Origin of the sequence: Agrobacterium vaccinii, from assembly GCF_021310995.1 — a bacterium.
Lineage (GTDB): Bacteria > Pseudomonadota > Alphaproteobacteria > Rhizobiales > Rhizobiaceae > Agrobacterium > Agrobacterium vaccinii.
In genome coordinates, this window is the sequence record NZ_CP054150.1 from 22,612 (window position 1) to 36,405 (window position 13,794).

The window sequence follows — 13,794 nt, forward strand, 5'->3', positions numbered from 1 at the left end:
CCGTTAGTCTCTGCGCTCGTTTCCCGCAACACACAGCGATATTGAAAAGCCATTGACGGACGTTCACTCCACTGCCTCGCTCATCTCAGAGGAAAGCCGCGCCTCGGCTACTCCGATGATGGAGCAATATATCGAGATCAAGGCGAACAACCCCGGTTCGCTTCTGTTCTATCGCATGGGCGATTTTTACGAGCTTTTCTTCGATGATGCGGCGGAGGCGTCGCGGGCACTGGGCATTACACTGACGAAACGCGGGCAGCATCTGGGGCAGGATATTCCCATGTGCGGTGTTCCCGTCCATGCCGCTGACGACTATCTGCAAAAGCTCATTCTGCGCGGCTATCGCGTTGCCGTTTGCGAGCAGACCGAAGATCCTGCTGAAGCCAAGAAGCGTGGCTCGAAATCCGTTGTTCGTCGTGATGTCGTCCGGCTGGTCACACCCGGCACGCTGACGGAAGACAAGCTGCTCTCGCCGACGGAATCCAATTATCTGATGGCGCTGGCCCGTATCAAGGGAAGTTCCGAAGCGCAGTTCGCACTTGCCTGGATCGACATCTCCACGGGTGTTTTCCGCTTGGCAGAAACGACGCTGACGCGGCTTCTGGCCGATATATGGCGCATCGATCCGCGCGAATTGATCGTTGCCGACAGCCTGTTTCATGATGAGGAACTGAGGCCGGTTTTCGATGTGCTGGGTCGTGTCGCCGTGCCGCAGCCCTCCATTCTGTTCGACAGTGCAACGGCCGAAGGACGCATTGCGCGCTATTTCGGTGTCGCCACGCTGGATGGCTTCGGAAGTTTTTCCCGCATCGAAATGGCTGCCGCAGCCGCAGCCGTTGCCTATGTCGAAAAAACGCAGATCGCAGAACGCCCGCCCCTGGGCGCACCGGAGCGCGAAAGTGCGGCCTCGACCCTGTTCATAGATCCGGCCACCCGCGCCAATCTGGAGCTGACGAAAACCCTTTCGGGTGAGCGCGATGGATCGCTGCTGCACGCCATCAACCGCACCGTGACAGGTGGGGGCGCGCGGCTCTTGGCCGAGCGGCTGATGTCGCCTTTGACGGACCCGGAGCAGATCAATACCCGTCTCGACGCCGTTGCCTATCTGCTTGATGATGTTCCCCTGTGTGACGAGTTGCGGGAGGCGTTGAAGCATGTGGCAGATATGCCGCGCGCGCTTTCGCGTCTTGCACTTGACCGTGGCGGGCCGCGTGATCTGGGTGCGATCAAGGTGGGGCTTTCTGCCGCTGCCGACGTCGCGACATTGCTGGATCACGGCTTGCTGCCGGATGAGTTGGCCGATGCGCTTGCAAATTTGAAGGCGCTTCCGACGACGCTTGAGCAGACGTTGAATGCGACGTTGTCGGATGAATTGCCGCTCTTAAAGCGCGATGGCGGTTTCGTGCGCGATGGTTGGAGCAACGAGCTGGACGAAGTCCGCGCACTACGCGACCAGTCCCGTCGGGTCATCGCTGGCTTGCAACTGCAATATTCCGAAGAGACTGGTATCAAGTCGCTGAAGATCAAGCACAACAATGTGCTGGGTTACTTCATCGAGGTCAGCGCCGGACATGCCGATGTCATGATGGTGGGTGATGAGGCGAAGGCCCGCTTCATCCACCGCCAGACGATGGCTGGCGCCATGCGCTTTACCACGACTGAGCTTGCCGATCTGGAAAGCCGCATTGCTAATGCCGCAGCGCAGGCCCTGACCATGGAATTGCAGGCCTTCGACCAGATGGTGCGCGCCGTCGTATCGCATTCAGAGGTCATCAAGGCTGGTGCTCTGGCGCTTGCGGTGATCGATGTTGCAACAAGCCTTGCCTGTCTGGCGGCAGAGCAGGCCTATTGCCGACCGGTCATCGATGGCTCCATGATGTTTGATATCAAGGGCGGACGCCACCCGGTGGTGGAGCAGGCGCTTCGCCGCCAATCGAGCGGGCCGTTCATCGCCAATAACTGCGATCTGTCATCGGTGGGCGGTCATCGCAACGGCGCCATCTGGCTGCTGACAGGCCCGAACATGGGCGGTAAATCGACATTCCTGCGCCAGAATGCGCTGATTGCCATTCTCGGCCAGATCGGCTCCTTCGTGCCGGCAGAGTCTGCCCATATCGGCATCGTCGACCGCCTGTTTTCCCGTGTCGGCGCATCGGATGATCTGGCGCGCGGTCGCTCGACCTTCATGGTGGAGATGGTTGAAACGGCGGCTATCCTTAATCAGGCCACGGATTGTTCGCTTGTCATTCTGGATGAGATTGGACGCGGCACGGCAACCTTTGACGGGCTCTCTATCGCCTGGGCCGCGGTGGAGCATCTCCATGAGGTCAACAGGTGCCGTGGCCTCTTCGCCACTCATTTCCATGAGTTGACGGTGCTGTCGGAAAAGCTGGGGCGTCTCTCCAACGCAACCATGAAGGTGCGGGAATGGGAAGGCGACGTTATCTTTCTGCACGAGGTCGGGCCCGGTGCTGCCGACCGTTCCTACGGTATTCAAGTCGCGCGGCTGGCGGGCCTGCCGGCGTCTGTAGTCGAGCGTGCCAAGGACGTTCTGACCAAGCTGGAGGATGCTGACCGCAAGAATCCGGCAAGCCAGTTGATTGACGATCTGCCACTGTTTCAGATGGCGGTGCGGCGCGAGGACAGCCGCTCGGCTGGCAAATCGAAAGTCGATGAAGCGCTCAAGGCTTTGAACCCGGATGAAATGACGCCGCGGGAGGCGCTCGATGCGCTTTATGCCCTCAAGAAACAACTTGGCAACGCTTGAGCCTTACAGTGCCTGTCCATCACGTCTTAAAATCGCTATAGGGCTATGGCAAAAGCGCAGTCCGTATGAAATGGATATCGGCATCAATGGCCATCAAGGACCTGGATTTTACCGCAATATTGGACGTTGCGGCTCTCAAGCATGAGTGTGACGCTATCTTTCAGGGAGAAGGGAAGCGCGTTTCCGATGTCCGCGCAGACCTTTTGCCGATCTTCAAGAGGGCAAGCGGGCAAGGACGCGACAAGGCCCGCGAGCTGTTGAATACCGAAGGCGGTGGCATCGATTGCGCCCGTCGCATTTCCTGGCTTCAGGATCGCCTCATCGAAGTTCTCTATGATTTGGCCTGCCAGCATGTCTATCCGGCTGACGCGCCCCAGGTGGCGATCACGGCTGTGGGCGGATACGGGCGTGGCACTCTGGCGCCGGGCTCCGATATCGATCTCCTGTTCCTGCTGCCGCCCAAACACACGGCGGATATGAACAAGGCCATCGAATTCATTCTCTACATTCTGTGGGATGTCGGCTTCAAGGTTGGCCACGCGACCCGCACAGTGGACGAGTGCATTCGTCTGTCCAAGGCCGATATGACCATCCGTACCGCCATTCTTGAAATGCGGGCCATCTGCGGAAAACAGACGCTGGCCGATGAACTCGAGCGTCGGTTCGAAACCGAGGTCGTCACCAATAGCGGCCCGGAATTCATTGCCGCAAAGCTGGCGGAGCGCGATCAGCGCCATCGCAAGGCAGGCGACACGCGCTATCTAGTGGAGCCCAATGTCAAGGAAGGCAAGGGCGGTCTGCGCGACCTCCATACGCTGTTCTGGATTGCCAAATATTACTACCACGTGCGTGATACCGCAGAACTGGTGAAGCTGGGCGTGCTCTCCAAACGCGAGCTGAAGCTGTTCGAAAAGGCGGATGATTTCCTCTGGACCGTGCGTTGCCAGATGCATTTCATCACCGGCAAGGCAGAGGAACGCCTGTCATTCGACATCCAGCGTGAAATTGCGGGATCACTGAATTACCAGCCGCGTCCCGGCCTGTCGGCTGTCGAGCGCTTCATGAAGCACTACTTCCTGGTCGCCAAGGATGTCGGCGATCTCACGCGCATTCTCTGCGCCGCCTTGGAAGACAAGCAGGCGAAAGATGTACCCGGCCTGTCGGGCGTGTTCAGCCGCTTTGCCCATCGTTTGCGCAAAATACCGGGGTCTGACGAATTCGTGGAAGATCGTGGCCGCATCGCGCTTGCCAATGCCGATGTTTTTCGCCGTGACCCCGTCAGCCTTATCCGGCTGTTTCATGTGGCCGATATCAACAATCTGGAACTGCACCCGGATGCGTTGCGGGTGGTGACCCGCTCGCTGGCGCTGATCAACCACGAACTGCGCGACAATGAGGAAGCCAACCGGCTGTTCCTGGCAATCCTCACCTCGCGACGGGACCCTGCACTGACGCTGCGCCGCATGAACGAAGCCGGTGTGCTGGGCAAGTTCATCCCGGAATTCGGCAAGATCGTCGCGATGATGCAGTTCAATATGTATCATCACTACACGGTCGATGAGCATCTGATCCGTTCCGTTGCCGTGCTGTCCGAAATCGAGAAAGGACAGGCGGTCGATACCCATCCGCTGGTCAACCAGTTGATGCCTGCTATCGAAGACCGCGACGTCCTCTATGTCGCGGTGCTGCTGCACGATGTCGCCAAAGGCAGGCAAGAGGATCACTCCATTGCCGGTGCCCGGGTGGCGCGCAAACTCTGCCAGCGCTTCCGCCTGACCAGCAAACAGACGGAAACCGTCTTCTGGTTGATCGAGCAGCATCTCTTGATGTCGATGGTGGCGCAGACCCGCGACCTTCACGACCGCAAGACGATCACCGACTTTGCCGACAAGGTGCAGTCCATGGAGCGGCTGAAAATGCTGCTGATCCTCACCGTCTGCGACATCAGGGCCGTGGGGCCGGATGTTTGGAACGGCTGGAAAGGCCAGTTGCTACGCACGCTCTACTACGAGACCGAGCTTCTTCTCTCCGGCGGTTTCTCGGAAACGTCCCGCAAGGAACGCGCCAAGATCGCCCGTCAGGCACTTTACGATTCCCTGACGGATTGGGGTCAGAAGGCACGCCGCAAATACACGGCGCTGCATTACGAGCCCTATCTCTTGTCGGTCGATCTGGACGATCAGATTCGCCATACGCGGTTTTTGAGAGAAACGGACAAACAGGAAAAAGTCCTGTCCACCATGGTCCGAACGCACTCCTTCCACGCCATTACCGAAATTACGGTGCTGGCGCCTGACCACCCGCGTCTGCTGTCGATCATTACAGGTGCTTGTGCCGCTGCCGGTGCCAATATTGCCGACGCGCAAATCTTCACGACGTCGGACGGGCGGGCGCTGGACACCATTCTCATCAACAGAGAATTTCCGATCGACGAGGATGAGACGCGGCGTGCCAACAATATCGGCAAGATGATCGAGGAGGTTCTGGCGGGCCAGAAGCGTATTCCAGAAATCATCGCGACCCGCACCAAGAGCCGCAAGAAAAGCAAGACATTCAACATTCCGCCATCCGTCACCATCTCGAATGGTCTGTCCAACAAGTTCACGGTCATTGAGGTCGAATGCCTCGATCGTACCGGCCTTCTGGCAGATATGACGGCTGTGCTGGCCGATCTTTCGCTGGATATCACATCGGCGCGCATCACCACCTTCGGCGAGAAGGTGATCGATACGTTCTACGTGACCGATCTCTTCGGTCAAAAGGTCATGACAGACAATCGCCAGGCGAGCATTGCCTCACGCCTGAAGGCCGTCATGGCCGAGCAGGAAGACGAATTGCGCGACCGCATGCCGCCCGGCATCATCGCACACCCCGATGTCGCAGCCTTGCCTGCCGCACGTACCGCGAAGGCTTGAAGATAGAATGGGTTTGATCGCCAAATTCGCAACGGTCGGCGCCGCGACGCTGGGCAGCCGCCTCTTCGGTTTCGTCCGTGAAATGCTGATGGCCGCCGCAGTCGGTACCGGGCCGGTGGCGGATGCGTTCAACGCAGCGTTTCGGTTCCCCAACACCTTCCGTCGCCTGTTTGCCGAGGGTGCCTTCAACTCCGCCTTCGTGCCGCTGTTTGCCAAGGAAATCGAAGCCAACGGCATGGAGGGCGCAAAGCGCTTTTCGGAAGAAGTCTTCGGCGTTCTCTTCACGGTGCTGATGGCGCTGACGATCATCATGGAACTGTCGATGCCCTTCATCGTGAAAACGGTGATTGCGCCGGGCTTCGTTGAAGATCCAACCAAATTCGACAATACCGTGCGTCTCGCAACCATCATGTTCCCCTATCTCGCCTGCATGTCGCTGGCGGCGATGATGGGCGGCATGCTGAACTCGCTTCATCGCTATTTTGCAGCGGCCATCGCACCTGTTTTTCTCAACATCATTCTTATCGGCGTGCTGGGTATGGCCTGGTGGAAGAGTTTCGATCCGCTTCAGGTCGGCTATGCTCTCTCCTGGGGCGTGATGGCCGCCGGTTTCGTGCAACTGGCCATCGTTTGGATTGCCGTGCGCAACGCCGGTATCAAGATAGGCTTTCGCCGCCCGCGCATGACCGGCAACGTCAAGCGCTTGTTGGTGCTGGCCCTGCCTGCTGCGATCACAGGCGGCATCACCCAGATCAACCTGTTGATCAACACCAATATTGCATCCGGCGGTGAGGGCGTTATCTCCTCCCTGGCCTATGCGGACCGTATCTACCAGTTGCCGCTTGGTGTGGTCGGTATTGCCGTTGCAACGGTGCTGTTGCCGGAACTCGCCCGCGCGCTACGGGGTGGGCAGCAGGTCGAAGCTGCCAACCTGCAAAACCGCTCCGTCGAATTCGTGATGTTCCTGACCCTTCCGGCCGCTGCCGCTCTGCTGGTCATGGCCGAACCTATCGTCCGTTTTCTGTACGAGCGCGGCAACTTCTCGCCATCTGCAACCGTGACAGTCGCTGAAATTCTCGGAATCTATGGCCTCGGGCTTCCAGCCTTCGTGCTGATCAAAGCCTTCATCCCAGGCTTCTTCGCCCGTGAAGATACCCGCACGCCGATGATCTTTGCAGCGATTTCGGTCGTCGTGAATGTGTCCATGGCGCTCACCCTGTTTCCATCCTATGGCGGACCGGGCATTGCGACGGCGGAGATCACCGCCGGTTGGGTCAATGCCGCTCTTCTCTTTGGCATGCTGTTGTGGCGCGGACACTGGAAACTCGATATTCCGCTCCTGACCCGCATTCCCCGGCTGCTGGTTGCTGCCGGTGTGATGGCGGTCGCCATTCACTATGCGCTCGCCCATCTGTCCTTCGAATTGTCAGCCGCATCCTCTATCGCGGTGCGAGCAGGCACCCTCGTCGGCCTCGTCTTTGCGGCAATGGTGCTGTATTTCGGTCTTGCCTTCCTGTCCGGTGGCGCAAGCCTTGCCATGGTCAAACGCGGGTTGAAGCGGCGTCAGATGAAGAAGGAAACTCAAACCGAGCCCACCGAAATCCCTTGATTGCAGGCCGTTGCGGGTGCATAAGCGCGGCCAATTTGAAACCCAATCCGAAACATGGGGCAAGGCCCTCCACAAGCCTTATCGAGGACGATGATGAACGCATTCAAGCCACTGGTTTTCTCAGGTGTTCAGCCAACCGGAAACCTGCACCTCGGCAATTATCTCGGTGCCATCCGCAAATTCGTTGCGCTTCAGGAAGACAATGACTGCATCTACTGCGTCGTGGATATGCACGCCATTACTGCGCAGCTGGTGCATGCGGACCTGAAGGCGCAGACACGTTCCATCGCGGCGGCCTTCATTGCGGCAGGTATCGATCCGGTCAAGCATATCGTCTTCAATCAGTCCGCCGTGCCGCAGCATGCGGAACTGGCATGGGTGTTCAACTGCGTTGCGCGCATCGGCTGGATGGAGCGCATGACCCAGTTCAAGGACAAGTCCGGCAAGAATGCCGAACAGGTCTCGCTGGGTCTGCTTGCCTATCCAAGCCTTATGGCTGCGGACATTCTGGTGTATCGCGCGACCCACGTTCCCGTCGGTGACGACCAGAAACAGCATCTGGAACTGGCGCGCGATATCGCCCAGAAATTCAACATCGACTTTAGCGCCAATATTCGCAATGCCGGTCTCGGTGTTGATATCACTGTCGGCAACGAGCCCGTTCACGCCTATTTCCCGATGGTCGAGCCGCTGATCGGCGGACCCGCTCCACGCGTGATGTCCCTGAAGGACGGCACCAAGAAGATGTCGAAGTCCGACCCGTCGGATCTGTCGCGCATCAACCTGATGGACGATGTCGATACGCTGTCGCGCAAGATCAAGAAGGCGAAGACGGACCCGGATGCCTTGCCAAGCGAAGTCGAGGGTTTGAAGGGTCGCGCCGAAGCTGAAAACCTCATCGGCATTTATGCGGCCCTGTCCGACAAGACCAAGGCTGAGGTTCTCGCGGAATTCGGCGGGCAGCAGTTCTCGGCCTTTAAGCCTGCGCTTGTAGACCTGGCCGTCAACGTTCTCGCGCCCATCAACAGCGAGATGCGTCGCCTTCTGGATGACACCAGTCATATCGATGCGATCCTGAAGCAGGGTGGAGAGCGGGCACGTGCGATTGCGGAAAAGACGATGGACGATGTGCGTGACATCATCGGCTTTCTGCGCTGAGGTGTGACGCTTGCTTGCGCAAGAGCATTTTTTAATCTCTGCATCTGATATAAGGTCCGCCCGGGCCACCGGGTGGCTTTGTCCTGCCGCTGCGAAATAGGAGTGCGCTATGGTATCGAAACGACTTTCGCGTCTCGAAGGACACCGTCGTAAGTTTCTGGCGGTCATCGATGGCACCCCCGAATGCGAGCGGGCCGTCCACTATGCCGGTCGCCGCGCCAAGAACTCCAACGGCGCACTCGTGCTTCTCTATGTCATCCCTGAAGGGGACTTTCAGCAGTGGCTGGGCGTGGAGCAGATCATGCGCGCCGAGGCTCTTGAGGAAGCGGAAGCTTCGCTGGCGAAAGTGGCTCAGAGAGTGCGAGAAAGCGTCGGCATCGAGCCGGAAGCAGTGATCCGCGAAGGCAACGCGGCCGACCAGATCCATGGCCTGATTGAGGAAGACCGCGACATCGCCATTCTCGTGCTGGCCGCTGGCTCCACCAAGGATGGTCCCGGTCCGCTGGTATCGTCGATCGCTGGACGCGGTGCTGCGTTCCCCATTCCCGTGACGGTGCTGCCCGATACGCTGAGCGATGAGGAAATCGACGCCCTCTGCTAAAAGGCGACAACGAAGCATTGATGTGTCGGGTAGATTTCTTGACTATCATTATCATGTCAGCACTTGAAGTGAGCCCATATTCGGCATACTTTGGAAGTGTTCTAAATTCCGGGCTGTCTGAGGATTGTCCCGAAGGAGATTGAGATGTTCATTCAGACAGAATCCACGCCCAACCCGGCAACGCTGAAATTTCTGCCGGGAAAGGTCGTTCTGGAAAACGGAACGGCGGAATTCCTGAATGCAGCGCAGGCGCAGGCGTCGCCTCTGGCCGCGGTTCTGTTCGAAATTCCCGGTGTGACGGGCGTTTACTACGGGTTCGATTTTATCACTGTCTCCAAGGATGGCGCCGAATGGCAGCATCTCAAGCCAGCGATCCTCGGCTCGATCATGGAGCATTTCATGTCGGGTCGTCCCCTGATGGGCACGGCCGTATCGGCAGAAATTTCCGATGAAGAGGAAGAGTTCTTCGAAGCGGGCGATGAGACCATTGTCGCCACGATCAAGGAACTTCTTGAGACCCGCGTTCGCCCGGCTGTGGCGCAGGATGGCGGCGACATCACGTTCCGTGGTTTCCGCGATGGCACGGTGTTCCTCAATATGAAGGGTGCGTGCTCCGGCTGCCCATCCTCCACCGCAACACTCAAGCATGGCGTTCAGAACCTGCTTCGCCACTTCGTTCCCGAAGTGCAAGAGGTCGAGGCCGTCTGACCAGCGGATGCTTTGGCGATGATTGTTCTGTCCATCGATACCTCGGGTGTGGATTGCTCCGCCTGTCTCTATGACAGCGCGGGTGATGCTGTGCTGGGCCAGGTCACCGAAAACATCGGCAAGGGCCACGCCGAATTGCTGATGGGCATCATAGAAGGCGCCTTGCAGCAGGCTTCGCTAACCCTGCAGGATGTCGGGCGCATCGCGGTCACCATCGGACCGGGCTCTTTTACGGGTATTCGGGTCGGCGTTGCCGCGGCGCGCGGATTTGCTTTATCCCTGGGCATAGAGGCCGTGGGTGTCACGACACTGGAAACGTTGGCCGCACATCACCTGCGTACGCATCCCGGACAACCGGTCGCAGTCGGGCTCGATGCCAAGCGCGACGAAGCCTATCTCCAGATGTTTGCTGCAGATGGATCACCATCAACTGAGGCCGCCCTTGTTTCGTTGACGGATGCGAAAGCGGCGCTCGTCGGCTTTAACGGTGAGGCCATCGGCTCAGCCGCGCCGCTTCTGGCCGGTGGCGAGACCGGCTCAGGCCCAGATCATTTCGACATCGCGACGGTCGCCCGCCTCTGCGCTTCGAAGCCACAGGGCCTGCCCAAGCCGGCTCCTCTTTATCTGCGTGGGCCCGATGCCAAGCCGCAATCGGGATTTGCACTGGAACGCCGCTCGGTTGCCTGATAGTGCCCGTTTCTATTGTGAACGCGGATGATTCCCTGAAATGTTCGACGATTATCTAAGCTGGAAACCCTTTTTCGAGATCGTGCCGATGGAGCATGGCGACTGCGTCGATATCGCCGCACTGCACGCGACGCGCTTTCCACGCGCCTGGAACGACGGCGAATTTTCCGGTCTTTTGAGCCAGTCCAGCGTTTTCGGCGCGGTTGCCCGCCAGACGAATGCCTTTTTCAGCAAGCCGTTGGGGGGCTTCGTGCTCTCGCGCGAGGCAGGCGGCGAGGCGGAAATCCTCACCATTGCGGTTTCCGACAAGTTTGCGCGTGTCGGCCTTGGCTGGCGGCTGATGCAGACGGCCATGCGTGAAGCGTCGATGCGGGGTGCCGAAACCATGTTTCTGGAGGTCGATGGTGCCAATGGATCGGCCATCGGCCTCTATCAGAAGCTTGGGTTCAAGACGGTCGCGGAACGCCGGGCCTATTACACCGCCAAGGATGGCACGAAATCCATGGCGCTTGTCATGCGGCGCGATCTTCGCTAGTTCGTGATGCAAGTTAACGCAGCGCAGTGGCGCATTCCAACGGACGAGCCTGGAAGACGAGACGTGATAGACCTTTCAAAAACGCTGGAAGAATTATGTGCCGAGCGCGGTATGCGCATGACGGATCAGCGCCGCGTCATTGCGCGTGTCCTTCAGGAATCGGCTGATCACCCGGATGTCGAAGAACTCTATCGCCGCTCGTCCGCTGTCGATCCGCGCATTTCGATTTCCACCGTCTATCGCACGGTGAAGCTGTTCGAAGATGCGGGCATTATCGAACGGCACGACTTTCGTGATGGTCGCTCGCGTTACGAGACGATGCCGGAAGAACACCACGATCACCTCATCGACCTCAAGCACGGTGTTGTGATCGAGTTTCACTCTCCCGAAATCGAAGCGTTGCAGGAAAAGATTGCCCGCGAGCATGGGTTCAAGCTGGTGGACCACCGGCTTGAACTCTATGGTGTGCCGTTGAAGCCCGAAGAGCGTTAGGCAGACCGGGCTGCGGAGCAGGTGAAGCGATGACGTGGCTGCGGGTTATCTATCTGGTTGTCCTGATGTCGCTGGTCACGCTGGTTCTGTTACCGGTGCAAGTGCTTGGCCTGTGTTTCGATTGGCCCCTCCGTCGCACGTTGCCGAGAGTGTGGCACAGCTTTGCCTGCCACGCGCTGGGCATCAAGGTACACGTTCACGGCAGCGTCGAAAGCGCAACGCCGCTGTTGCTGGTGGTGAACCACGTCTCCTGGAAAGATATCATGATACTCGGCAGCATCGCCGACGTGGCCTTTATCGCCAAGACCGAAGTGCGGGATTGGCCGGTTTTCGGCTTGTTGGCACGGCTGCAAAAAACCATTTTCATTGCGCGTGAACAAAAGCGCAGCGCAGGCGCGCAGGTCAACGAGATCGCCGAACGGTTGGCCGCCGGTGAAATTGTCGTTTTGTTTCCCGAAGGCACGACGTCTGACGGCAATCGTCTTCTCACCGTCAAATCCTCGCTTTTCGGCGCGGCGTCGAGCGCGGCAGAGCAGGTGCCTGGGCGCATCGTTCATGTGCAGCCGGTTGCGATTGCCTATACCGGCATCCAAGGCATGGCGATGGGCCGATATCACCGCAGCGTTGCGGCCTGGCCGGGCAGCTTGGAGCTTCTGCCCTCGCTGTTCGGTCTGCTGAAGGCAGGCGCAATCGATGTCGATGTGTCCTTTGGCGAAGCGATCCCTTTCCGCGAAGGCGACAATCGCAAAGCCTTGAGCACTGAGGCGACCTTGGCAATCCGGTCCATGCTGAATTTTTCTCTGCGCGGCGGCTGGCGAAAGTCCCGCTGATCCCGCATTTTTCTATTTAATATAGCGACCGAAATCATTAGATAAGCGTCATGACCCAGGAAATGATTGGCCTAGAGGCCGCCCCGCTTGCCGTGCGCGAAGGTGCTAACAGCCGCAAGGTCTTCATCAAGACCTATGGCTGTCAGATGAACGTCTACGATTCCGTGCGCATGAGCGATGCTCTGGCCAAGGACGGCTACGTGCAGACCGAAGACATGGGCGAGGCCGATCTGGTTCTTCTCAACACCTGTCACATCCGCGAAAAAGCCGCCGAAAAGGTCTATTCCGCGCTCGGCCGTCTTCGGGATATGAAGAAGACCCGTGAAGAACAGGGCCGCGAATTCGTCATCGGTGTTGCCGGTTGCGTGGCTCAGGCAGAAGGCGAGGAAATCCTTCGCCGCGCGCCTGCCGTGGATGTCGTCATCGGTCCCCAGACCTATCACCGCCTGCCGGATGCCCTGAAGCGTGTTCGTGGCGGTGAACGGGTCATCGAAACGGACTATGCGGTTGAAGACAAATTCGAACATTTGCCGCTGGCGGAAAAGCAGACGCTGCGCAGCCGCGGTGTCACCGCATTTTTGACGGTGCAGGAAGGCTGCGATAAATTCTGTACCTTCTGTGTCGTGCCCTATACGCGCGGATCGGAAGTATCGCGTCCGGTGCAACAGATCGTCGACGAAGCGATGAAGCTTGTCGATGCCGGTGTGCGAGAAATCACGCTGCTTGGCCAGAACGTCAATGCATGGCGCGGCACAGGTGCTGCTGGAGAACAACTGGGCCTGGCCGAGTTGCTATATAAACTGGCGGAAATTCCCGGCCTCGCGCGGTTGAGATACACGACCAGCCATCCCCGTGACATGGATGAGCAACTGATCGGTGCCCATCGTGATCTGCGCATTTTGATGCCGTATCTGCATCTGCCCGTTCAGTCCGGCTCGGATCGTATTTTGAAAGCTATGAATCGCCGTCACACGGGTGACGAATATATTAGGCTTATCGAAAGAATTCGTTCTGCCCGCCCTGATATCGCCATGTCGGGAGACTTTATTGTTGGCTTCCCGGGCGAGACGGATCAGGATTTCGATGATACGCTCGCTCTCGTGGAACAGGTGAAATACGCACAGGCATTTTCGTTCAAATATTCCACGCGACCGGGAACGCCCGGTGCGGATTTGACCGATCAGGTGCCTGAGGAGGTAAAGGCTGAACGGCTGGAACGCCTGCAAGCCTTGTTGATGAAACAGCAGCACGAATTTGCCGGTTCGCTGGTCGGCAAGACGATGGATGTGTTGCTGGAAAAGCCCGGTCGGATGCCAGGACAATTAATCGGTAGATCTCCCTGGCTTCAATCTGTGAATCTTGATGCAAACGACATGAAAATCGGCGACATTATTCATGTACGAATCACCGCAACGGGTCCAAACAGCTTGTTTGCCGAGGTGGCATAAAGCTAGAGTGAGGAACCGACACTGATTAGGACGGGAGCCTGACC

At 58.3% G+C, this 13,794-nt stretch carries 11 protein-coding genes; all 11 read left to right on the forward strand.

Going from position 1 to position 13,794, the window contains the following annotated elements; translation table 11 throughout:
• Positions 1-115: 115 nt before the first annotated feature.
• The 11 genes from mutS (at position 116) to miaB (ending at position 13,750) form a co-directional block, all read left to right on the forward strand.
• Positions 116-2,767, forward strand: coding sequence for a DNA mismatch repair protein MutS (mutS, locus tag HRR99_RS00130; protein WP_233123526.1), 2,652 nt, complete (start codon positions 116-118; stop codon positions 2,765-2,767).
• 86 nt (positions 2,768-2,853) lie between these two features.
• A complete protein-coding gene (locus HRR99_RS00135; protein ID WP_233122320.1) occupies positions 2,854-5,682 on the forward strand; it encodes a [protein-PII] uridylyltransferase in 2,829 nt (942 codons plus the stop codon).
• 7 nt (positions 5,683-5,689) lie between these two features.
• Positions 5,690-7,291 carry a murein biosynthesis integral membrane protein MurJ gene (gene murJ, locus HRR99_RS00140; protein WP_233122321.1) on the forward strand — a complete coding sequence of 534 codons (1,602 nt, stop codon included), beginning with the start codon at positions 5,690-5,692 and terminating at the stop codon, positions 7,289-7,291.
• 93 nt (positions 7,292-7,384) lie between these two features.
• Positions 7,385-8,449, forward strand: coding sequence for a tryptophan--tRNA ligase (gene trpS, locus HRR99_RS00145; protein ID WP_233122322.1), 1,065 nt, complete (start codon positions 7,385-7,387; stop codon positions 8,447-8,449).
• A 109-nt stretch (positions 8,450-8,558) separates the two neighbouring features.
• Positions 8,559-9,050, forward strand: a complete 492-nt coding sequence (locus tag HRR99_RS00150) for a universal stress protein (protein ID WP_111840118.1) — start codon at positions 8,559-8,561, stop codon at positions 9,048-9,050.
• A 144-nt stretch (positions 9,051-9,194) separates the two neighbouring features.
• On the forward strand, positions 9,195-9,758 hold the full coding sequence (locus tag HRR99_RS00155) for a NifU family protein (RefSeq protein ID WP_111840234.1): 564 nt from the start codon (positions 9,195-9,197) through the stop codon (positions 9,756-9,758).
• An 18-nt stretch (positions 9,759-9,776) separates the two neighbouring features.
• On the forward strand, positions 9,777-10,445 hold the full coding sequence (tsaB, locus tag HRR99_RS00160; RefSeq protein WP_233122323.1) for a tRNA (adenosine(37)-N6)-threonylcarbamoyltransferase complex dimerization subunit type 1 TsaB: 669 nt from the start codon (positions 9,777-9,779) through the stop codon (positions 10,443-10,445).
• 40 nt (positions 10,446-10,485) lie between these two features.
• Positions 10,486-10,980, forward strand: a complete 495-nt coding sequence (locus tag HRR99_RS00165; protein ID WP_233122324.1) for a GNAT family N-acetyltransferase — start codon at positions 10,486-10,488, stop codon at positions 10,978-10,980.
• A 63-nt stretch (positions 10,981-11,043) separates the two neighbouring features.
• Positions 11,044-11,472: a Fur family transcriptional regulator gene (locus HRR99_RS00170; protein ID WP_111840115.1), complete on the forward strand. Its 429-nt coding sequence runs from the start codon at positions 11,044-11,046 to the stop codon at positions 11,470-11,472.
• Positions 11,473-11,501: 29 nt separating this feature from the next.
• Complete coding sequence (gene olsA / locus HRR99_RS00175; RefSeq protein ID WP_233122325.1) at positions 11,502-12,302, forward strand: lyso-ornithine lipid O-acyltransferase; 801 nt, start codon at positions 11,502-11,504, stop codon at positions 12,300-12,302.
• A gap of 50 nt (positions 12,303-12,352) precedes the next feature.
• Positions 12,353-13,750 (forward strand): tRNA (N6-isopentenyl adenosine(37)-C2)-methylthiotransferase MiaB, encoded by a 1,398-nt coding sequence (gene miaB / locus HRR99_RS00180; protein WP_233122326.1) that lies wholly within the window; start codon positions 12,353-12,355, stop codon positions 13,748-13,750.
• Positions 13,751-13,794: the final 44 nt, after the last annotated feature.

Bases quoted from the DNA above. Each gene is read 5' to 3' on its own strand.
- HRR99_RS00135 (WP_233122320.1), top strand. From the start codon at position 2,854: ATGGCCATCAAGGACCTGGATTTTACCGCAATATTGGACGTTGCGGCT.
- HRR99_RS00150 (WP_111840118.1), top strand. From the start codon at position 8,559: ATGGTATCGAAACGACTTTCGCGTCTCGAAGGACACCGTCGTAAGTTT.
- olsA (WP_233122325.1), top strand. From the start codon at position 11,502: ATGACGTGGCTGCGGGTTATCTATCTGGTTGTCCTGATGTCGCTGGTC.
- miaB (WP_233122326.1), top strand. From the start codon at position 12,353: ATGACCCAGGAAATGATTGGCCTAGAGGCCGCCCCGCTTGCCGTGCGC.
- HRR99_RS00155 (WP_111840234.1), top strand. From the start codon at position 9,195: ATGTTCATTCAGACAGAATCCACGCCCAACCCGGCAACGCTGAAATTT.
- HRR99_RS00165 (WP_233122324.1), top strand. From the start codon at position 10,486: ATGTTCGACGATTATCTAAGCTGGAAACCCTTTTTCGAGATCGTGCCG.
- trpS (WP_233122322.1), top strand. From the start codon at position 7,385: ATGAACGCATTCAAGCCACTGGTTTTCTCAGGTGTTCAGCCAACCGGA.
- murJ (WP_233122321.1), top strand. From the start codon at position 5,690: ATGGGTTTGATCGCCAAATTCGCAACGGTCGGCGCCGCGACGCTGGGC.
- tsaB (WP_233122323.1), top strand. From the start codon at position 9,777: ATGATTGTTCTGTCCATCGATACCTCGGGTGTGGATTGCTCCGCCTGT.
- mutS (WP_233123526.1), top strand. From the start codon at position 116: ATGATGGAGCAATATATCGAGATCAAGGCGAACAACCCCGGTTCGCTT.